Source organism: Achromobacter sp. JCM 18799 (assembly GCF_055395645.1).
Genome location: NZ_AP043866.1, coordinates 6412492 through 6433115, shown reverse-complemented (window position 1 = coordinate 6433115; position 20624 = coordinate 6412492). Strand labels below are relative to the sequence as shown.

The window sequence follows — 20624 nt, the reverse complement described above, 5'->3', positions numbered from 1 at the left end:
TCTCGTATAGAAAGGCCGCCCGCTCGGGCTGGCCGCTTATTCGGGTTTGATGCCTATGTCGCGGATCAGCACCGACCAGCGCGGCAGCTCCGTACCCACGAAACGCGTGAAGGCGTCGGAATCGCTGCCCACCACCGTGAAACCCTGCTCGCTGAGCTTGGCCTGCATATCGCTCTGCTGCACGGCGGCGCGAATGGAATCGGAGAGCTTGGCCACCACGGGCTTGGGCGTATTGGCCGGCGCAAACACGCCATACCAGGTCGACACTTCGAAGTCCTTGAAGCCGGACTCGGCCAGGGTCGGGATCTGCGGCGCCTTGGGGTCGCGCTTCAGGCTGGTGATGGCCAACGGCCGGACCTTGCCCGAATTGATGTGCGGCAACGCCACCGGCAGATTGGCGAACATGTACGGCACATGGCCGCCCAGCACGTCGGCCATGGCCGCCGATTCGCCCTTGTACGGCACGTGCGTCACCTTGGTACCCACCATGTGCGCAAACAGCTCGCCGGCAATGTGCTGCGGACCGCCCTGGCCCGACGAGGCATAGCTCATTGCGCCATCGCCGGCCTTGCGGATCTGTTCGGTCAGTTGCTGCACGGTCTTGGCGTCCACCAGGGCCGGATTGACCACCAGGATCAGCGGCATGGTCACGATCTGCGAAACCGGCGCAAAGTCCTTCTCGGGCTTGAAGGGCAGCGACGGAAACAGCGAAGGCGCCACCACCATGGTGGACTGCGAACCCAGGAACAGCGAATAGCCGTCGGCAGGCGAACGCGCGACGTTGTCGGCGGCGATAGTGCCCGTGGCGCCCGCCCGGTTTTCGACCACCACCTGCTGCCCCAGGCTTTCGGCCATCTTGGCGCCAACCAGGCGCGCCACGATGTCCGCCCCGCCTCCCGGCGCAAAGCCCACGACCATGCGCAGCGGCTTATTCGGAAACTCCTCGGCCATGACGGCGGACGAGCCGCAGGAAAATGCGAGGGCCAGGCCTATGGCAACAGTCATGCGCGTCAGCGGACGCGCGGGCGTACAGGGGGTGTTCATGCGTTGGTCTCCGTATGCCATCGTCGCGCCCCTCCCCGGCCGCAGCGATGCGTGCCGGGATCGGAGCCGCGCGGCGGCTCGTTGTGTGTTGTGCGGTGCCAGAGCATTCTGGCCATTGCACTCCCTACCAACAAGTATGTATACGCAGCGTCAGCACATAATATTTTTGTGGTTTCAGATCCAGTCGAAGAGCACGACGCGCGACGCGCCAAAAAAAATCCACCCCGAGGGGTGGATCTGTCTGTGTGGCGCGCCCTGTGGCCGCGCCCCGTTCGCCGCAGGCGCGGCGCAATCAGAACTGGTAGGTGTAGGTCAGCTGCAGCACGTCCAGGCCCGGGTTCGGGCGCTTGATGCTGGCGTTCGAGAAATGCGAATAGCGCAGGCCGATGCGGTTGTTCGGCGTCACGAGAAAGCCCATGCCGATGTGGTCGCCAAACTGGAAAGCGGTGCTGATGTTCTCGTCGGCGAAACGCGTGCTGGAGAAGAGCGTGGCGCCGATACCCGCTTCAATGTAGAAGCGTTCGCCGGTCCACCAGCGGAACATCGGGATGGCGTTGAGCTGCCAGACATGACCCGGGGAGCGCGAGCCGTTCGCCTTCCAGTAGGACGCGCCCAGTTCGGGCGTCAGGTCCAGGCGGCCCCAATTGCCGCCGAACTGGTAGGTCCAGACCGAAGCCGTTTCGTAGTTGATCGTCAGGCGCTGGTAGTGGTCGCCAATGCCGTAATGCATGCTGACACCGCCCTGGGTGCCCTCGGACGATTGGGCGCCTGCCAGCGACGCGGTTGCAGCCAGGGCAAGCCCCACAAGGCCGGTAAGCATCTTCTTCTTGATCAACTGCATCGAAAAACTCCGTAGATTTCAAACCTAGTACGCAACATAGCAAAATCCGGGGCGGAAGGCTCACGCTTTGTCGCACGTAGGCAACATCGTGGATGGAAAACACTGTTCCGCAAATCATTCGCCATGGGCCGCCGCGGGGCCGCATATGACAATGCCGCCGGCAGCCCTGGGCTACCGGCGGCATCTTGGCGCAGTTGGCCCGGCCCGCCCCGAGGGCACGGGCCGGCGCAAACTCAAGCCGTAACCACGTCCGCCGGTTGATTGGTCAGCAAGGCCAGCAGGCGGGCGATTTCCTCGCGCAGTTGGCGGCGGTCCACGACCATGTCGATGGCGCCCTTCTGCAGCAGGAACTCGGCGCGCTGGAAGCCTTCTGGCAGCTTTTCGCGCACGGTCTGTTCGATCACGCGCGGGCCGGCAAAGCCGATCAGCGCCTTGGGCTCGGCAATGACCACGTCGCCCATGAAGGCGAAGCTGGCCGACACGCCGCCCATGGTGGGGTCGGTCAACACGCTGATGAACGGCAGGCCGGCCGCCGACAGGCGAGTCAGCATGGCGTTGGTCTTGGCCATCTGCATCAGCGACAGCAGGCTTTCCTGCATGCGCGCGCCGCCCGAGGCAGCCACGCAGATGAAGGGCGTCTTGTTGTCCAGCGCGGCCTGGGCGCCGCGCGCGAAGCGCTCGCCCACCACCGAGCCCATGGAGCCGCCCATGAATTCGAATTCAAAGCAGGCCAGCGTAGCGGATACGCCGCGGATCGAACCGCTCATGACCACCAGCGCGTCGGTTTCGCCGGTTTGCTTGACCGCTTCCTGCAGGCGCTCGGGGTACTTGCGCGTGTCCTTGAACTTCAGCGTATCGACCGAACGCGTGGTCTGGCCGATCTCGACGCGGCCCTCGACATCCAGCAGCGAATCGATGCGGGCACGGGCCCCGATGCGCATGTGGTGGTCGCACTTGGGGCAGACGTGCAGATTGGCCGCCAGGTCTTCGCTGTACAGCACCGATTCGCACGACGGGCATTTCACCCATAGGCCTTCGGGAACGCGGCGGGGGCCGCTTTCGCTGGTTTTATTGATGCGAGGAGGCAGGAGTTTTTCGATCCAGCTCATTGATTATTCATCCCGTATGAGGTCACGCCCGCCGCTCAGGCCGACGCGCTTGCTCGTTTTACTTGATCCAGCGCTTGCCGGATGGTGCGCAGCCAGCCGCTGGCGGCGGTGACTGCGGCGTCTGTTTTCTGGGCCGCCGGGGCATTCGCCGCCGCCTGCTCCATGGTTTCAATCAGCTTGCTGCCGATCACGACGGCGTCGGCCGCGCGCGCCACGCGCTGGGCGCTTTCGGCGTCGCGGATGCCGAAGCCCACGCCGACCGGAATGTCGCGCACGTGGCGGCGGATCACGGCCAGACGCTCGGCGACGTCGTCGGTGTTGAGCGAACCCGAACCCGTGACGCCCTTGAGCGACACGTAGTACACGTAACCCCGCGCCACTTCGGCGACGGCCTTGATGCGCGCTTCCGTGGACGTGGGCGCCAACAGGAAGATCGGCGCAATGCCGTGCTCACCCAGCGTGGCGGCGAACTCGACGACCTCTTCGGGCGGATAGTCCACCACCAGCACGCCGTCCACGCCCGCCTGCTCGGCGCGGCGCGCGAAATCGGCCTGGCCCATGCGTTCGATGGGGTTGGCATAACCCATCAGCACCACCGGCGTGGATGCGTCGCGCTGGCGGAATTCAGCCACCAGCTCCAGCACGCGGGCCAGGCCCACGCCCTGCGCGATGGCGCGGTCGGCGGCACGCTGGATCACCGGGCCGTCGGCCATGGGATCCGAGAACGGCACACCCAGCTCGATGACGTCGGCGCCGGCCTCGACCAGCGCGTGCATCAGGGGTACGGTCGCGGCGGGCGAAGGGTCGCCCGCGGCAATATAGGGAATCAGCGCCGCGGCGCGGCCGGATTCGGCGGTGCGCGCAAAAGCGGCGGCGATGCGGTCGGTGCGAGTGGTCATGGACAGGGCCTCAGAGCTCGATGCCGGCCTGTTCGGCCACGGTATGCATGTCTTTGTCGCCACGGCCCGACAAATTGACCAGGATGACGGCGTCGCGCGGCAGCGTGGCGGCCATCTTCACGGCTTGCGCGATGGCGTGCGACGACTCCAGCGCGGGCATGATGCCTTCGATGCGGCAGCAGTCGTGGAAAGCCTTGAGGGCTTCCGCGTCGGTGATGCCGACGTACTCGGCGCGGCCGGAGTCCTTCAGCCAGGCATGTTCCGGACCGACGCCCGGGTAGTCCAGGCCGGCGGAGACAGAATGGGTTTCCTGGACCTGGCCATCGGCGTCCTGCATGACGTAGGTGCGGTTGCCGTGCAGCACGCCCACCTGGCCCGCGGCCAGGGAGGCGGCGTGGCGGCCGCTGTCCATGCCCTCGCCCGCCGCCTCGACGCCGATCAGGCGCACGTTTTCGTACGGGATGTAGGGATGGAAGATGCCCATGGCGTTGGAGCCGCCGCCCACCGCCGCCACGACGTAGTCGGGCTGGCGGCCGGTGGCTTCGGGCATCTGCGTCAGGCATTCGTTGCCGATGACGGTCTGGAAATCGCGCACCATGCGGGGATAGGGGTCGGGACCCGCCACCGTGCCGATGATGTAGAAAGTGTTCTCGATGTTGGTGACCCAGTCGCGCATGGCTTCGTTCAACGCGTCCTTCAGGGTGCGCGAACCGGACGTGACCGGCACCACCGTCGCGCCCAACAGCTTCATGCGGTAGACATTCGACGCTTGGCGACGGACGTCCTCGCTGCCCATGTAGACCACGCATTCCATGCCATAGCGGGCCGCCACCGTGGCGGTGGCCACGCCGTGCTGGCCGGCGCCGGTTTCAGCGATGACGCGGGGCTTGCCCATGCGCTTGGCCAGCAATGCCTGGCCGATGCAATTGTTGACCTTGTGGGCGCCGGTGTGGTTCAGGTCTTCGCGCTTGAACCAGATCTGGGCGCCGCCCACCATTTCCGACCAGCGGCGTGCGTGGTAGACCGGGCTGGGCCGGCCGACGAAATGCTTGAGTTCATAGTTGAACTCTTCCTGGAAGGCGGGGTCGACACGGTAATGGTCATAGGCCGCGCGCAGCTCGTCGAGCGCGTGCATCAGCGTTTCCGCCACGAAAACACCGCCATAAGGGCCGAAATGGCCCTGGGCATCCGGAAAGTCGTAAGGTTTCACCAAGCATCTCCCCCGGGTATCGCGGCAGGCCACTGCCGGCCGCAAATCCGGTTTGCAACCCGTCATTTTACCTGACGCCGGCAGCGGCCGGGGGCACCGCCCCAGCCGCCCCGGGAACCGTCAGCCTGCGCTCAGAGCGACTGCCCCAGGCGGCGCAGGAAGGTGTCGCAGGCGGCCAGCTGGTCCAGCGCGACGTACTCGTTGGGCTTGTGGGCCTGTTCGATATGGCCGGGGCCGCAGACCACGGTGGGGATGCCGATGCCCTGGAACAGGCCGGCCTCGGTGCCGTAGGCGACCTTGCGGGTGGCGCGGTCTTCGGTCAGGGCGCGCACCAGCTGGGTGATGGCGGCTTCCTCGGACGCTTCCAGGGCGGGAGCAGCGGCGCCGGTTTCGATTTCGATGCTGGCGCCGTCGAACTCGGCCTTCATGCGCGGCAGGAGCTCTTCGCGCACGTATTTTTCAACTTCTGCCTGGATCTCGTCGGGTTGCATGCCGGGCAGGTTGCGGAATTCGTAGGTGAATTCGCACAGTTCGGGGATGGTATTGACCGCGATGCCGCCCCGGATCTGGTTGGTGGTCATCGTGGAGAACGGCACGTCGTAGAACTGATCGTAGGGACCGTTGGCCTTGAAGCTGTCGGCCAGGTCGCGGATGCGGCAGATCAGGCGGGCGGCATATTCGATGGCGTTGCAGCCACGCGGAGTCAGCGACGAGTGCGCCGCCTTGCCGTGCACCTTGCAGCGGAACAGGTTGATGCCCTTGTGCGCCACCACCACCTGCATGCCGGTGGGCTCGCCCACCACGCAGCCTTCGGGGCGGATGCCGCGTTCGTGCAGGTCGGCCAGCATGTAGGGCGCGCCGGCGCAGCCGACTTCCTCGTCATACGAGAACGCCAGGTGCATCGGCTTCTTGCGCGGCATGGCCAGGAATTCCGGCACCATCGCCAGCGAACTGGCGATGAAACCCTTCATGTCGCAGCTGCCGCGGCCGTAGAGCAGGCCGTCTTTTTCAACGAGCTTGAACGGATCCGTGCTCCATTCCTGGCCGTCGACCGGCACCACGTCGGTGTGGCCGGACAGCACGATGCCGCCCTGCATGCCGCCGTCCTGGGCGGGCAAGGTCGCGAACAGGTTGGCCTTGGTGCGCTCCGGATTGTGCGCCAGCCATGCGTCGACGCCCTGGCCCTTGAGCCAATCCCGTACGGTTTCGATCAGGGCAAGATTGGAATTGCGGCTGGTGGTGTCAAAGCCAACCAGCGTTTCCAGCCAGGTGCGCGCGTTCATGTCACTACTCTCTTGGGGAAAAACAGGAGTGTAAGGCCAGCGCGCCTCCGCGTCTCGGCGTGGTCCGGCGCGCGAAGCGCCTAGAATGTCGCCCGGATAGGAAAACCCCAAGGAGAAACCGTGCAGCACAAAGCAGTTCCCACACGCAACATCGTGGCGGCAGTAATAGGCAATGCCCTCGAATGGTATGACTTCCTGGTGTTCGCGTTCATGACGCCGATCATCTCGAAGCTGTTCTTCCCCACAGATCCCAGCGTTCCCGGCAGCGAGCTGAACGCCATCCTGATGACCACCGCCATTTTCGGCGTCGGCTTCTTCATGCGCCCCGTGGGCGGCATCATCCTCGGCCTGTACGGCGACAAGAAAGGCCGCAAGGCCGCCATGGTCATGGTGACCTCGCTGATGGCCGTGTCGATCGCGCTGATCACCGTGGCCCCGACCTACCACGCGGCCGGCATCCTGGCCCCGATCTTCATCCTGATCGCGCGCCTCCTGCAGGGTTTCTCCGCCGGCGGCGAATTCGGCACCTCGACCGCGCTGCTGATCGAGATGGCGCCCAACGGCAAGCGTGGCTTCTATGGTTCCTGGCAGATGGCCGGCCAGATGCTGGCGCTGCTGATCGGCGCGGCCTGCGGCACGCTCATCACCGAGTTCTTCACCCCGCAACAGATCGCCGACTGGGCATGGCGCCTGCCGTTCGCCTTCGGCCTGGTCATTGTCCCCATCGCCATCTACATCCGCCGCAACGTCGATGAAACCGACGCTTTCAAGCAGATCAAGGAAGAAGAGCGCCAGGCCGCCGCCCGCGGCGACGTGCAGCGCCTGAGCCTGGGCCAGATGCTGAAGACGCATACCCGCGAAGCGCTGATCGGCGTGGGCCTGGTCGTGACCGCGACCGTGTCCATCTACATCACCTTCACGTATCTGGTGACCTACTCCACGCAGATCCTGAAGCTGCCGCTGAATCAGACCTTCCTGGTGCAGATGGCGGGCGCGGCACTGATGGTGCTGCTGACGCCCTTCATGGGCGCCTGGTCCGACCGCATCGGCCGCCGCCCCCTGGTGATCGGCTCGCTCATCGGCTACCTGATCGTGCTGTATCCGCTGTACTACTGGCTGTCGGATGCGCCCTCCATCGGCCGCCTGCTGGCCGTGCAGGTCGTGGTCTGCCTGTTCGTATCGGCGTTCTTCGGCGTGTTCAGCACGGTGATGGCGGAACTGTTCCCCGCGCGCGTGCGCTCGGTGGGCCTGTCGCTGGCCTATAACGTGGCGGTGATGATCTTCGGCGGCTTCGCACAGTTCATCGTGACCTGGCTGATCAAGACCACCGGCTCGCCGATGGCTCCCGCCTACTACGTGATGTTCGGCGTGGCGCTGGGCCTGATCGCCGCCTTCTACATGCGCGACCGCGCGCACGAAGAGCTGGACAACTGAGTTCCGCTCCCACCCGGGCCGCCCGGCCCGGGTTTCCCGCCTAGCGGCGTGTCGCCGACGACACGCCCGGCACTTCGGCCAGGGCGTCCAGCGCGCGGGACAGCGATTCCCCCCCCCGCACTTCCACCGTGAACACCATATGAGCCAGCGACTGCTTGCTTTGCGTGTTCACGCCCACCACGTTCAGGCGCAGCCGCGCAAAGACTTCGGACAGGTCCCGCAACAGGCCGGAACGGTCGTGCGCGCGCACGCTGATGTCCACGGGGTAGAACGTGTCGCCGGTCTCGCCCCAGGCCACCTCGATGACGCGCTCCGGCTCGCGGGCGGCCAGCGCCAGATAGCTGTGGCAATCGCTGCGGTGGATCGACACGCCGCGTCCGCGCGTGACGAAGCCCGCGATGGGGTCCGGCGGCGCCGGACGGCAGCAGCGCGCAAGCTGCGTCAGGAGCGACCCCACCCCCACCACCAGCACGCCGCTCTTGCCGCTTTTCTCGGCGCTGCCGGCGCTGGCGTGGCGCAAAGCGGCCGGTTGCGGCTCGACGGCCGGTCCGGGCTGCTGGAACAGGGTATCGATCTGCCGCAGGCTGAATTCTTCCTTGGCCGCCGCCACGTACAGGTCGTCGGCGCGGGCGAACCCCAGGTTCTGCGCCAACTGCTCCAGGTTGACGGCGGTCTTGCCCAGGCGCTGCAATTCCTTTTCGACCAGGGCCTGGCCCTGGGTGATGCGCTGCTGCAGTTCGATCGCGTTGAACCACATGCGCACCTTGGCGCGGGCCCGCGGACTGGCCAGAAAGCCGAGCTGCGGGTTGAGCCAGTCGCGCGAGGGCCCGCCGGACTTGGCGGAGATGATCTCCACGGTCTGGCCGGTGGACAGATGCGTCTGCAGCGGCACCATCTGCCCGTCGACGCGGGCGCCGCGGCAGCGGTGGCCCAGGTCGGTATGCAGGTGATAGGCGAAATCCACCGGCGTGGCGCCGGCTGGCAGTTCGATCACGCGCGCCTGCGGCGTCAGCACGTAGATGCGCTCATCGGTATGGACCGGCGCCGTCGCCGCGCCGCGCTGCTTGCCCGATGCCGACTTGGCGGGCGCGGGCTGGGCGGGTTCGCCGCCACCCTCGACATCGCTGTTCCAGGCCAGCAGCTGGCGCATCCACGCCAGTTGCCGGTCGTATTCGCTGGAGGCCGCCACCTGGCCGCCCTTGGCGCCCGCTTCCTTGTAGCGCCAATGCGCAGCCATGCCGTATTCGGCGAACTGGTGCATCTCGCGTGTGCGGATCTGCACTTCGAAGGGACGGCCGTCGTCGTCGGCCACCACTGTGTGCAGCGAGCGGTAGCCGTTGGGTTTGGGCCGGGAAATATAGTCGTCGAACTCCTCGGAGATCGGCGTCCACATTTCGTGCACCATGCCCAGCGCCGTATAGCAGGCGCGCACGTCATCAACGATGATGCGCAGCGCGCGCAGGTCGTACATCTGCGAGAAATCCAGCCGCTTCACGCGCATCTTGTTCCAGATGCTGTAGATGTGCTTGGGCCGGCCGCTGACCTCGGCCTCGACGCCCGCCTTGGCCAGTCCCGTCTGCAGGCGCTCGATGGCGCCGGCGATGAAGGCTTCGCGCTCCACCCGCTTCTCTTCCAGCAGGCGGGCGATCTGCTTGTACTTGTCGGGCTCCAGGAAGCGGAACGCCAGATCTTCCATTTCCCACTTGATCTGCCAGATCCCCAGGCGGTTCGCCAGCGGCGCATACAGGTCCAGGGTTTCGCGGGCGAAATCGGTGGAGCACGGCGCCTTGCTTTCCGCGTGCCAGCGCAAGGTGCGCAGGCGCGAGGCCAGCCGCATCAGCACGATGCGCAGGTCGGCCGCCATGGCCAGCAGCATCTTGCGCTGCATCTCCTTTTGCGAGCCGCTTTCGGCGGCGGCGTCGCTTGCCTGCCGCGCCACCACGCCCAGGCGCAGCAGCGCGCGCGTGCCCTGCACCAGCCGCGCGATTTCAGGGCCGAATGCCGCCGCGACCGGATCGCTGCGCAGGGACGGCGCGGGCGCCATCAGGTCGGTCGGCAAGGCAGCCAGCAGCGCCGCGGCGCGGGTGGCGGCATCGGTATGCAGAGCCGCCAGGATGCGGACCACGCCCGCGCCATGCCCGGCCAGGGGTTCGCCGGTCAGCGCCTGCTGCCCTTCGAAACGCGGTTCGGCCCAGGCCACGGCCTGGTCGATCAGCGCCATGCCGTCGGCATCCAGGCCGGCGCCTACCTCCTGGCGCCAGGTAGCGTCGAAAGGCGTAGGCGCGTCGGGAACAGGCGGGGCGGACATGACGGACGGCAGGCGGAGGTAGTTTGATATCCCGACACTCTACACTAGGGTTTGTAGACACCAAAAGCAGCCGCTAGCCCCGGCATATGGAAGGAACCGAAGCTTATGTTGCGCTGGCTCAAGGGCCGGGGCGCCCGCCCCTCCGCGGTGGCCGAAATGCAGGCCCGCATCTCCCCGGAACTGTGGCAACGGGTGCTGGACGCCCACCCGTTCCTGGCGGCTTTGAACGCCGATGAAGCCGCCCAGCTGCAGGCGCGCTCGGCCTGGCTGCTGGCCAGCAAGCACATCAATGGCGCGCAAGGACTGGAGGTCTCGGACTTCATGCGCCTGAGCATCGCGGCCCAGGCCAGCCTGCCCATCCTCAACCTGGCGCCCGAACTGTACGAAGGCTGGGACGAGATCATCGTGTACCCGGCCAGCTTCCGCATCCCGCGCTCGCGCCAGGACGATGACGGCGTGGTGCACGAATACCTGGAGGACGCCGCCGGCGAAGCCTGGGAAGGCGGGCCGCTGGTGCTGTCCTGGGAAGACACGCAGTTCTCCGAGGGCGGCTTCAACGTGGTCATCCACGAGTTCGCCCACAAGCTGGACCTGCGGTCGGGCCATGCCGACGGCATGCCCTCGCTGGCCGCGCACCCCGAACTCAAGCCCCAGGCATGGCGCCGCATCCTGGACGACAGCCTGGACCGCTTCATCGCGGCCGTGGACGCGGTCGAAGCCGCCATCCCGCACGACGTGGATCCGGAAAGCGAGGCCGCCGACGCCTGGTACGGCCAACTGCCAATGGACCCGTATGCCGCCACCGACGAAGCCGAGTTCTTCGCTGTCAGCTCGGAACACTTCTTCGTGGATCCCTATCCCATGCACGAAGCACTGCCGCAATGGTATGGACTGCTGCGGGCCTACTACCGGCAGGATCCCCTGGAACGCTACGCATGAAACAGCTGCTGATCGTGTGGCATTCGCGTACCGGCGCCGCGCGGCAGATGGCCGAAGCCGCGGCGCGCGGCGCGCTCGCGGCCGCCGCGCAGCTGGAACAGGCGGCAGACCTGAACGTGGTCCTGCGGCGGGCCGCCGATACACAGGCTGATGCAATGCTCGCCAGCCAGGCCTACCTGTTCTGCGCCCCCGAAAACCTGGCCTCGCTGAGCGGCGAGATGAAGGAGTTCTTCGACCGCAACTACTACGCCGTGCTGGACCGGATACAAGGGCTGCCCTACGCCTGCGCCATCAGCGCGGGCAGCGACGGCTCGGGCGCGGCGCGGCAGGTGGAACGCATCTGCACCGGCTGGCGGCTCAACGCGCTGGCGCCGCCGCTCATCGTCAATATGGGCGCGCAGACGGCGCAGCAGATCCTGGCGCCCAAGACCGTGGCCAGTGCGGAACTTGCGAAATGCGAGGAATTGGGCGGCCTGCTGGCCGCGACGCTGTTGCTCGGGCAGTAGCCGGCACAACGCGGGAAGAAGAGACGGATGGCGGACGCGATGGCCCGCCACCCGCGCACGCGTCGGACGCCCAGGGCGCCCAACGCGGCAAACATCTCAGACGGCAGCCGTCACGACGATTTCGACCTTGAAATCCGGGTTGGCCAAACGGGCCTCGACGGTGGCGCGCGGAGGCGAATTGCCGTCGGCGACCCAGGCGTCCCAGGCCTTGTTCATGCCATCGAATTCCTTCATGTTGGCCACATAGATCTGGGCCATCAGGATCTTGGTCTTGTCGGTGCCGGCTTCGGCCAGCAGGCGGTCGATCGTGGCGAGCACCTGTTCGGTCTGGCCGGTGATGTCCAGCGTGGAATCGTCCGGCACCTGGCCGGCCAGGTACGCGACGCCGTTGTACACGGCCATGTCGGACAGGCGCTTGGCCACGTGGAAGCGCTTGATGCTGCTCATGAATAGTCCCCTAGATTCGAGTGGGTTGGGTGGAACAATGCAGAAGAACCCGCAATTTACCCCGAGCCGCCGTCAGGCGGGAGGCAGCTGGAACACCTGGCGCAGATAGGCCAGGTAGGCCGGATCGTCGCACATGGTCTTTTCCGGCGCGTCGGACACCTTTGCCACCGGCTGGCCATTGCAGCGGACCATCTTCATGACGATCTGCAAGGGCTCGTGGCCCAGATCGTTGGTCAGGTTGGTGCCGATGCCGAAGGACACCTTGCAGCGGCCGGAAAACTGGCGGGCCAGCTCGATGGCGCGCGGGAAGGTCAGCGAATCCGAAAACACCAGCGTCTTGGCGCGCGGATCCACGCGGTTCTTGCGGTAGTGCTCGAGCAGGCGTTCGCCCCAGACGAAGGGATCGCCGGAATCATGCCGCGCGCCGTCGAACAGCTTGCAGAAATACATGTCGAAATCGCGCAGGAAGGCATCCATGCCATAGACGTCCGACAGCGCAATGCCCAGGTCGCCACGGTATTCCTTGGCCCACACCTCCAGCGCGTACACCTGCGAATCACGCAGCCGCGGACCCAGCGCCTGGCAGGCTTGCAGGTATTCGTGGCCCATGGTTCCCAGGGGCAGCACCTCGTGCTGCTTGGCCAGCAGCACATTGCTGGTGCCGGCGAAATGCACGCCCATCTGCGACTTCATGGTGGACACGATTTCTTCGTGCCAGATCTTGGAAAAGCGGCGCCGCGTGCCGTATTCGGCCACGCGGAAATCGGCCAGCGCCGGATCGTCCAGCACCAGGTGCATCTTGGAATGCAGGCGCTTGCGGCCCTCTTCCCAGTCGGGATTCTTGCGCGTGTTGCGGAAATAGACCTCGTTGACGATGGCCAGCACCGGGATCTCGAACAGGATCGTATGCAGCCACGGGCCTTTGACCTCGATGCTGATTTCGCCCGGCCCCTCCCCTACGCCGATGTGGATGCAGCGCTCCGGCAGATGGAAGAGTTCGAGGAAATCGACGAAGTCGCTTTTGATAAAGCGCAAGCCGCCCAGATATTTAAGTTCGTCCTCGGTGAAGCGCAGCTGGCATAGCTGATGCACTTCCTCGCGGATTTCGTCCAGGTAGGGACGCAGGTCGACCCCGGGCGTGCGGCATTTGTAACGGTACTCGACCTGGGCAGCGGGAAAATGATGCAGAACCACCTGCATCATGCTGAATTTATACAGATCGGTGTCGAGCAGCGAAGTGATTATCATGATGGCGCGTTTCGTTTCGCGACACCATAGCATAGAGCCCCCGCTGTTCAGGGCGAAGGGCCACTATGTCAATACGGGTATTGCCGGCACATCGGCGCGGCATTGGGTAAAATCCGCCCAACAAGACACAAAAGCCGCCGCTCCCGGAGTTCCTGAATGACCCACGTTGTCACCGAAAACTGTATTAAGTGCAAGTACACCGATTGCGTAGACGTGTGCCCGGTGGACTGTTTTCGTGAGGGTCCGAACTTCCTCGTGATCGATCCCGACGAATGCATCGACTGCGCCGTCTGCATCCCGGAATGCCCGGCCAATGCCATCTACGCCGAAGAAGACGTGCCGCAGGACCAGCTGAATTTCATCGCCCTGAATGCCGAACTCTCGCCCGAGTTCGCCAGCATCAGCCGTGCCAAGAAGCCCCTGCCCGACGCCGACGAATGGAACGGCAAGCAGGACAAGCTGCAATACCTGGAAAAATAATCCGCGAACGCCGGCCCCACCCTGGCGGCCGGCTTCGCGCGATGTACCGATGACCGACGACTCCAAATACACGCGCCAGACCGTTACCCACGTCCATACCTGGGTGCCTGACAAGCTGTTCTCCGTGCGCGTGACGCGCGACGACGCGTATACGTTCCAGCCGGGCCAGTTCGCCCGGGTCGGTCTGCCGGAAGCCGGCGCCTCGGAAGGCGAACCCACGTTGTGGCGCGCCTATTCCATGGTGTCGGCGCCGCACGAACCCTGGCTGGAGTTCTATTCCATCGTGGTCCCCGAAGGCCTGTTCAGTCCGCGCATGGCGCGGCTGCAGCCCGGCGACTCCCTGTATGTGGAGAAGACGCCCTACGGGTTTCTGACCCTGGAGCGCTTCGCGCCCGGCGGCGATCTCTGGCTATTGGCTTCAGGCACCGGCCTGTCTGCCTATCTGTCGATCCTGCGCGACCCGGCAGTTTGGCGGGCCTACCGCCGCATCATCCTGGTGCACGGGGTGCGCACCGCCGCGGAGCTCGCCTACCGCACCGAAATCGAATCCTGGCGCAACCAGCCGGCCCTGGCCGAGTTTTTCGCGGCGGATCCGCAGAAACTCGTCTACCTGCCCATCGCCACCCGCGAAGCCCTGCCCGGCATGCCGCAGGAACGCCTGACCACGCTGATCGCCGACGGCCGCCTTGAGCAGTTGGCCGGCCAGCCGCTGGATCCCGAGCAGGCCAAGATCATGCTTTGCGGCAACCCCGACATGCTGGCCGACGCCCGCAAGCTGCTGGGCGAACGCGGCTTCAAGCCTGGACGCCGCGGCATTCCCGGCAATCTGGCGGTAGAAAACTACTGGTAGTTCTCTCCGTCCGACTTAGTGCATAAATCCTCCCTTTGATATGGCTTCCGGGTGTAAAAAGCGCCCTAAACTGGTGCCCAATGGGTAGTCGGGTCGCTTTTTAGCAACAGATTTGCTTTTTTTGTCGGCGTTTCTTCAGGCTGTTTAGAAATATCGTTAGTGCCCGGAGCAATAATCGGGACACACGCACGACCCAGAAGGACTTTTCTCAAATGCTGTATCAATTGCACGAAATGCAGCGCGCCTTCCTGACTCCGTTCGCTGCATTCACGGACGCCGGTTCCCAGCTGTTTTCCAGCCCCTACAGCCCTCTCGCCTATACCCCGATTTCGCGCCAGATGGCAGCCGGGTATGAGCTGATGACCCGCATCGGCAAGGAATACCAGAAGCCTGCCTGGAACCTGCCCACCACCGAAATCAACGGCAAGTCCGTCCGCGTCATCGAAGGCGTGGCCATGGACAAGCCGTTCTGCCGTCTGCTGCATTTCCAGCGCGATGTCCGCCACACGGGCCGCGACGATCCCAAGGTCCTGCTGGTCGCGCCGCTGTCCGGCCACCACGCCACCCTGCTGCGCGACACCGTGCGCGCCCTGCTGCCGGCCCACGACGTCTACGTCACCGACTGGGTCGACGCCCGCATGGTGCCGCTGTCGGCCGGTCCGTTCCATCTGAACGACTACGTGCGCTACGTGCAGGACTTCATCCGCCACCTGGGTCCGGACGTCCACGTGATTTCCGTGTGCCAGCCCACGGTGCCGGTGCTGGCCGCCGTCTCGCTGATGGCCTCCGCCAACGATCCCTGTCAGCCGCGCAGCATGGTGATGATGGGCGGCCCCATCGACCCGCGCCAGTCGCCCACGCAGGTCAACCGCCTGGCCACGACCAAGCCCTACAGCTGGTTCGAGAACCAGGTCATCCATCCGGTGCCGCCCCGCTATCCGGGCGCTGGCCGCAAGGTCTACCCGGGTTTCCTGCAGCACGCGGGGTTCATGGCAATGAACCCCGACCGCCACATGAAGTCGCATTACGACTTCTACCTGGACCTGCTGCGCGGCGACGACAGCGACGCCGAAGCGCACCGCCGCTTCTACGACGAATACAACGCCGTGCTGGACATGCCGGCCGAGTTCTACCTGGACACGATCCGCATGGTGTTCCAGGAATTCCAGCTGCCCAACGGCACCTGGGAAGTGGACGGCAAGCTGGTGCGGCCGGCTGACATCAAGAAGGTCGCCCTGCTCACCATCGAAGGCGAACTGGACGACATCTCGGGCCAGGGCCAGACTCGCGCCGCCATCAAGCTGTGCAAGAACATTCCGGCCGAGCGCAAGACGCATTACACGGCGCCCAATTGCGGCCACTACGGCATTTTCTCGGGCCGCCGCTGGCGCGAAATGATCTGTCCTAAAATTGCCGAGTTCATCCGGCAATCTGCGTAGGATGGGTGTAGCGCGAGTCAAGCCGGTCTAGAATCCGGACCTCCGACGCGCGCAACCCTTCAAACAGCGGTGGCTAGAAATATCACTGCTGTCTGAACGGTTGCGCGCGATTCGCATTTGGAGCCCCTGGTTCCTGTCTTGCACGCCCTCCCCCCGTCCCACGATTTCTTCTACACATTCATGTCCTGTCGCTCATTAGCCGACCGCATCGATGCCTTGCTGCCCCAGACGCAATGCACCAAGTGCGGGTACGACGGCTGCCGGCCCTACGCCGACGCCATCGCGGACGGCTCCGCTCCGATCAACCGCTGCCCGCCCGGAGGCGATGAAGGCATCGCCGCGCTGGCGGCCCTGCTCGATACTGCCGCCTTGCCCCTGGACATCACGCGCGGCGAACCCGGCCCGCTGCTGGTCGCGCGCATCGACGAAGCGCACTGCATCGGCTGTACGCTGTGCATCCAGGCCTGTCCCGTGGATGCCGTCGTGGGCGCCAACAAGCACATGCACACCGTGCTGGCCGACTGGTGCACCGGCTGCGACCTGTGCGTGGCGCCCTGTCCGGTCGACTGCATCCAGATGGTGCCGGCCGGCCGCGCCTGGAGCGCGCAAGACGCCACGATCAGCCGCCAGCGCCACCGCAGCCATCTGGCGCGCACCGAACGCCTGGCCGCCGACAACGTGCGCCTGATGGCGCCCGAAGCGGCTGCCGCGCCCAGCGCTCCCGCCGCCGACGAGGCGCGCAACGAGGACCGCAAGCGTTCCGCCATTGAATCCGCGCTGGCCCGCGCCCGGGCCCGCCGCAACCCCACGCAATCATGAACGCCGCCAAACGCCGAGAGATCTTCGCCCGCCTGCAGGCCGCCAACCCGCATCCGACCACCGAGCTCGAATACGACACGCCGTTCCAGCTGCTGATCGCCGTGCTGCTGTCGGCGCAGGCGACCGACAAATCGGTCAACATCGCCACGCGCAAGTTCTTCCCCGCCTACGGCACGCCGCAAGCCCTGCTGGCCCTGGGCGAAGAAGGTCTGGCGAATTACATCAAGACCATCGGCCTGTACCGCACCAAGGCGAAGAACACCATCGCCACCTGCAAGATCCTGATCGAGCAGCACGGCGGCGAAGTGCCGCAGACGCGCGAAGCGCTCGAAGCCCTGCCCGGCGTGGGGCGCAAGACCGCCAACGTGGTGCTCAACACGGCGTTCGGACAACCCACGATGGCCGTGGACACGCACATCTTCCGCGTATCGAACCGCACCGGCATCGCGCCCGGCAAGAACGTGCTGGAAGTCGAACAGAAACTCGAAAAGTTCGTGCCGCGCGAATACATGCAGGACGCTCACCACTGGCTGATCCTGCTGGGCCGCTACGTCTGCGTGGCGCGCAAACCCAAATGCCCTCAATGCGGCATTTCCGATCTCTGCGAATTCAAGCAGAAAACACCCGCCTGATCGCGCACAAGCTTATGCGCCGGCGCGGCATTCGGCGCGCCGCAAACCGGGTTTTCCCTCGCCAATAAATCCATGACGCGTTGATGACGATCAACGCGTATTTGCTGCATTGCGTTTCCATTATGGAAAGCCTCTATTCCCTTGTGGCGCAAGCATTGTCAGCCTGCCGACAATTGCCCATTCCGCACTGCAAAACCTATGACAAACCCTCATGGAATTTTGATAAATAGGTGCGCATACTCGCCGGCAACTCAGAAGAAAACTGCGATTTCCTGAACAGTTTTCCGGACCCTGCGGGGACCTGGCGCAACGACGGCAGGTGGAGACCGAAATAAATACAACGCCGGTGCAGCGAACATGGACGACACGATCCTGGAGACAAAAGGCCTCACCAAGGAATTCCGCGGATTCGTCGCGGTCAATGGGGTCGATTTGCGTATCAAGCGGGGCGAGATTCATGCCTTGATCGGGCCGAACGGCGCGGGCAAGACCACTTGCTTCAACCTGCTTACCAAGTTTCTTTCTCCCACGTCGGGAAGCATCAAGTTCAACGGTATCGACATTACCGGCGAGCGCCCCGCGCAGATCGCGCGCCGCGGCGTGATCCGTTCATTCCAGATCTCGGCGGTGTTCCCGCACCTGACCGTGCTGGAGAACGTGCGCATCGGGCTACAGCGCAGGACCGGCCTGTCGTTCCATTTCTGGAAAAGCGACAAGCAGCTCGCCGTGCTGAATCAACCGGCGCGCGACCTGCTGGAACAAGTGGACCTGGGCGCCTTCGCCAACGAAACCACCGTCAACCTGCCCTATGGCCGCAAGCGCGCGCTTGAAATCGCCACCACGCTGGCGATGGAACCCGAACTGATGCTGCTTGACGAGCCCACGCAGGGCATGGGCCACGAGGACGTGGACCGCGTCACGCAACTGATCAAGCGCGTCAGCGCCGGACGCACCATCCTGATGGTGGAACACAACATGAATGTCGTGTCCTCCATCGCCAACACCATTACTGTGCTGGCGCGCGGCAGCGTGCTGGCCGAAGGATCGTACGCCGAAGTCTCCCGCCATCCGGCCGTGATGCAGGCTTACATGGGCACCACCGAGGGCGAACTTCAAGGAGCGCACGCATGAGCACCCCGGCACTGGAAATTTCGGGCCTGCAGGCCTGGTACGGGGAATCGCATATCCTGCACGGCGTGGATATGCGCGTTGGACAAGGCGAAGTGGTCACGCTGCTCGGACGCAACGGCGCCGGGCGCACCACCACCCTGCGGGCCATCCTGGGCCTGACGGGATCGCGCAAGGGTTCGGTACGCATCCATGGCACCGAAGCCATCGACCTGCCCACCTACAAGATCGCCCATCTGGGCGTGGGCTATTGCCCCGAGGAACGCGGCATCTTCGCCAGCCTGTCCTGCGAAGAAAACCTGCTGCTGCCTCCGGTCGTCGGTTCGCTGGGCGGCGGCATGTCGCTGGCCGAAATCTACGACATGTTCCCCAATCTGCAGGAGCGCCGGAATTCTCCCGGCACGCGCCTGTCTGGCGGCGAACAGCAAATGCTGGCCGTGGCGCGCATCCTGCGCACCGGCGCCAACCTGCTGCTGCTCGACGAAATCTCCGAAGGCCTCGCCCCTGTCATCGTGCAGGCGCTGGCTCGCATGATCACGGCGCTGAAGCAGCGCGGCTACACCATCGTCATGGTGGAGCAGAACTTCCGCTTCGCAGCGCCCTTGGCCGACCGCTTCTACGTCATGGAGCACGGCCAGATCGTCGAGCACTTCGAAGCCGCAGAACTTTCAGAAAAACAGGACACGCTCAACGAACTGCTGGGCGTCTAGAACCTGTGTCATCCGCCGGAATTCCGGCAACACTACACCGTAGGGAAGAGAGGAGTCATCCCATGAAGCTGCACACCATCACTGCTGCACTGGCCATGGCGGGCCTGGGATTTGCTGGGGCACCCGCCCACGCGCAAGGTATCTCCGACGATGTCATCCGCATCGGCTTCATCACTGACATGTCCGGCGTGTATTCGGACATCGACGGCAAGGCCGGTCTGGAAGCCGTGCGCATGGCGATCGAGGACGCCGGCGGTTCGATCAACGGCAAGAAGATCGAAGTCGTCTCCGCGGACCACCAGAACAAGGCCGACGTTGCCTCGGCGCGCGTGCGCGAATGGTTCGACGAGCAGAAGGTGGACGTCATCATCGCCGGCACCAACTCGTCGACCAGCCTGGCCATGGCCGGCGTGGCCGCCGCGAAGAAGAAGCCCTTCATGGCGATCGGCGCGGGCGCGTCGGACCTGACCAACGCCCAGTGTTCGCCCTATACCGTGCACTACGCCTACGACACTGTCGCCCTGGCGCGCGGCACCGGTTCCGCCGTGGTGAAAGACGGCGGCAAGAGCTGGTTCTTCCTGACCGCCGACTATGCCTTCGGCCACGCGCTGGAGCGCGACACCATGGCCGTGGTCAAGGCCGCGGGCGGCGAGGTCAAGGGCCAGGTGCGGGCGCCGCTGGGCGCCTCGGACTTCTCGTCCTTCCTGCTGCAGGCGCAAGCCTCCAAGGCGCAGATCCTGGGCCTGGCCAACGCGGGCGGCGACACCATCAACTCGATCAAGGCCGCCAATGAATTCGGCGTGACCAAGACCATGAAGATGGCCGGCCTGCTGGTCTTCATCAACGACGTCCACGCGCTGGGCCTGCAAGCCACGCAAGGCATGTACCTGACCGACGGCTGGTACTGGGACCAATCCGACGCCTCGCGCGCCTGGTCCAAGAAGTTCGAAGCCAAGGTCGGCCGCAAGCCTTCCATGCTGCAGGCGGGCGACTATTCGGCCACGGCCTTCTATCTGAACGCCATCAAGGCCACCGGCACGGACGACGGCGACGCCGTCATGAAGTGGATGAAGTCGAACAAGGTCAACGACTTCTTCGCGCAAGGCGGTTACGTGCGCGAAGACGGCCGCATGATCCACGACATGTATCTGATGCAGGTCAAGACGCCGGCCGAATCCAAGGCCCCGTGGGACTACTACAAGGTCGTGGCGACGCTGCCTGGCGACGAGGTCTACACCAAGTTGTCCGAGTCCACCTGCAAGCTGGTCAAGAAGTAATCCAGCCCACGTGCCCCCAGA

Annotated in this window: 20 protein-coding genes; 11 read left to right on the top strand and 9 right to left on the bottom strand. The window is 65.0% G+C overall.

Going from position 1 to position 20624, the window contains the following annotated elements:
- Positions 1-36: 36 nt before the first annotated feature.
- The 6 genes from ACZ5YA_RS30480 to argE all read right to left on the bottom strand — a co-directional run bounded on the left by ACZ5YA_RS30480 (position 37) and on the right by argE (position 6386).
- A complete protein-coding gene (locus tag ACZ5YA_RS30480; protein WP_059374804.1) occupies positions 37-1044 on the bottom strand; it encodes a Bug family tripartite tricarboxylate transporter substrate binding protein in 1008 nt (335 codons plus the stop codon).
- Between the two features lie 292 nt (positions 1045-1336).
- Positions 1337-1885: an acyloxyacyl hydrolase gene (locus ACZ5YA_RS30475; protein WP_306633752.1), complete on the bottom strand. Its 549-nt coding sequence runs from the start codon at positions 1883-1885 to the stop codon at positions 1337-1339.
- 233 nt (positions 1886-2118) lie between these two features.
- Positions 2119-2994 carry an acetyl-CoA carboxylase, carboxyltransferase subunit beta gene (accD, locus tag ACZ5YA_RS30470; RefSeq protein WP_054450581.1) on the bottom strand — a complete coding sequence of 292 codons (876 nt, stop codon included), beginning with the start codon at positions 2992-2994 and terminating at the stop codon, positions 2119-2121.
- Between the two features lie 35 nt (positions 2995-3029).
- On the bottom strand, positions 3030-3893 hold the full coding sequence (trpA, locus tag ACZ5YA_RS30465) for a tryptophan synthase subunit alpha (protein ID WP_059374808.1): 864 nt from the start codon (positions 3891-3893) through the stop codon (positions 3030-3032).
- A 10-nt stretch (positions 3894-3903) separates the two neighbouring features.
- Positions 3904-5103: a tryptophan synthase subunit beta gene (gene trpB / locus ACZ5YA_RS30460; protein ID WP_054451311.1), complete on the bottom strand. Its 1200-nt coding sequence runs from the start codon at positions 5101-5103 to the stop codon at positions 3904-3906.
- Positions 5104-5234: 131 nt separating this feature from the next.
- On the bottom strand, positions 5235-6386 hold the full coding sequence (argE, locus tag ACZ5YA_RS30455) for an acetylornithine deacetylase (protein ID WP_054450578.1): 1152 nt from the start codon (positions 6384-6386) through the stop codon (positions 5235-5237).
- A 120-nt stretch (positions 6387-6506) separates the two neighbouring features.
- On the opposite strand from argE, the gene ACZ5YA_RS30450 reads away from it, so the two are divergent.
- Positions 6507-7820, top strand: coding sequence for an MFS transporter (locus ACZ5YA_RS30450; protein WP_059374811.1), 1314 nt, complete (start codon positions 6507-6509; stop codon positions 7818-7820).
- Positions 7821-7860: 40 nt separating this feature from the next.
- Here ACZ5YA_RS30450 and ACZ5YA_RS30445 read toward each other — a convergent pair whose 3' ends face one another.
- Complete coding sequence (locus tag ACZ5YA_RS30445) at positions 7861-10128, bottom strand: RelA/SpoT family protein (RefSeq protein WP_464091650.1); 2268 nt, start codon at positions 10126-10128, stop codon at positions 7861-7863.
- Positions 10129-10233: 105 nt separating this feature from the next.
- On the opposite strand from ACZ5YA_RS30445, the gene ACZ5YA_RS30440 reads away from it, so the two are divergent.
- Together ACZ5YA_RS30440 and ACZ5YA_RS30435 are read left to right on the top strand one after the other, a co-directional pair.
- Positions 10234-11067, top strand: a complete 834-nt coding sequence (locus ACZ5YA_RS30440) for a M90 family metallopeptidase (RefSeq protein ID WP_059374814.1) — start codon at positions 10234-10236, stop codon at positions 11065-11067.
- The gene (locus ACZ5YA_RS30435) at positions 11064-11573 is read left to right on the top strand and encodes an NAD(P)H-dependent oxidoreductase (RefSeq protein ID WP_059374816.1); all 510 of its coding nucleotides are present in this window, start codon (positions 11064-11066) and stop codon (positions 11571-11573) included. The genes ACZ5YA_RS30440 and ACZ5YA_RS30435 overlap by 4 nt, the downstream gene beginning before the upstream one ends.
- A gap of 96 nt (positions 11574-11669) precedes the next feature.
- On the opposite strand, the gene ACZ5YA_RS30430 is transcribed toward ACZ5YA_RS30435, so the two are convergent.
- Together ACZ5YA_RS30430 and pncB are read right to left on the bottom strand one after the other, a co-directional pair.
- Entirely contained in the window at positions 11670-12020 is a 351-nt protein-coding gene (locus ACZ5YA_RS30430; protein ID WP_013392200.1) for a RidA family protein, read from the bottom strand.
- A 72-nt stretch (positions 12021-12092) separates the two neighbouring features.
- Positions 12093-13268: a nicotinate phosphoribosyltransferase gene (pncB, locus tag ACZ5YA_RS30425; protein WP_059374817.1), complete on the bottom strand. Its 1176-nt coding sequence runs from the start codon at positions 13266-13268 to the stop codon at positions 12093-12095.
- Positions 13269-13424: 156 nt separating this feature from the next.
- Here pncB and fdxA point away from each other — a divergent pair, with 156 nt between their 5' ends.
- The 8 genes from fdxA to ACZ5YA_RS30385 all read left to right on the top strand — a co-directional run bounded on the left by fdxA (position 13425) and on the right by ACZ5YA_RS30385 (position 20603).
- Positions 13425-13748: a ferredoxin FdxA gene (gene fdxA, locus ACZ5YA_RS30420; protein WP_006389264.1), complete on the top strand. Its 324-nt coding sequence runs from the start codon at positions 13425-13427 to the stop codon at positions 13746-13748.
- Between the two features lie 49 nt (positions 13749-13797).
- Positions 13798-14598 carry a ferredoxin--NADP reductase gene (locus tag ACZ5YA_RS30415; RefSeq protein ID WP_054450568.1) on the top strand — a complete coding sequence of 267 codons (801 nt, stop codon included), beginning with the start codon at positions 13798-13800 and terminating at the stop codon, positions 14596-14598.
- Between the two features lie 212 nt (positions 14599-14810).
- Positions 14811-16037, top strand: a complete 1227-nt coding sequence (locus ACZ5YA_RS30410; protein ID WP_059374822.1) for a polyhydroxyalkanoate depolymerase — start codon at positions 14811-14813, stop codon at positions 16035-16037.
- Positions 16038-16217: 180 nt separating this feature from the next.
- Entirely contained in the window at positions 16218-16856 is a 639-nt protein-coding gene (gene rsxB / locus ACZ5YA_RS30405; RefSeq protein ID WP_464092880.1) for an electron transport complex subunit RsxB, read from the top strand.
- Complete coding sequence (nth, locus tag ACZ5YA_RS30400) at positions 16853-17488, top strand: endonuclease III (RefSeq protein ID WP_464091649.1); 636 nt, start codon at positions 16853-16855, stop codon at positions 17486-17488. Before rsxB ends, nth begins: the two co-directional genes overlap by 4 nt.
- A gap of 357 nt (positions 17489-17845) precedes the next feature.
- Positions 17846-18619, top strand: coding sequence for an ABC transporter ATP-binding protein (locus ACZ5YA_RS30395; protein WP_059374827.1), 774 nt, complete (start codon positions 17846-17848; stop codon positions 18617-18619).
- Positions 18616-19326, top strand: a complete 711-nt coding sequence (locus tag ACZ5YA_RS30390; protein WP_013392192.1) for an ABC transporter ATP-binding protein — start codon at positions 18616-18618, stop codon at positions 19324-19326. Before ACZ5YA_RS30395 ends, ACZ5YA_RS30390 begins: the two co-directional genes overlap by 4 nt.
- A 62-nt stretch (positions 19327-19388) precedes the next feature.
- Entirely contained in the window at positions 19389-20603 is a 1215-nt protein-coding gene (locus ACZ5YA_RS30385; protein ID WP_059374829.1) for an ABC transporter substrate-binding protein, read from the top strand.
- The last annotated feature ends 21 nt before the right edge of the window (positions 20604-20624 follow it).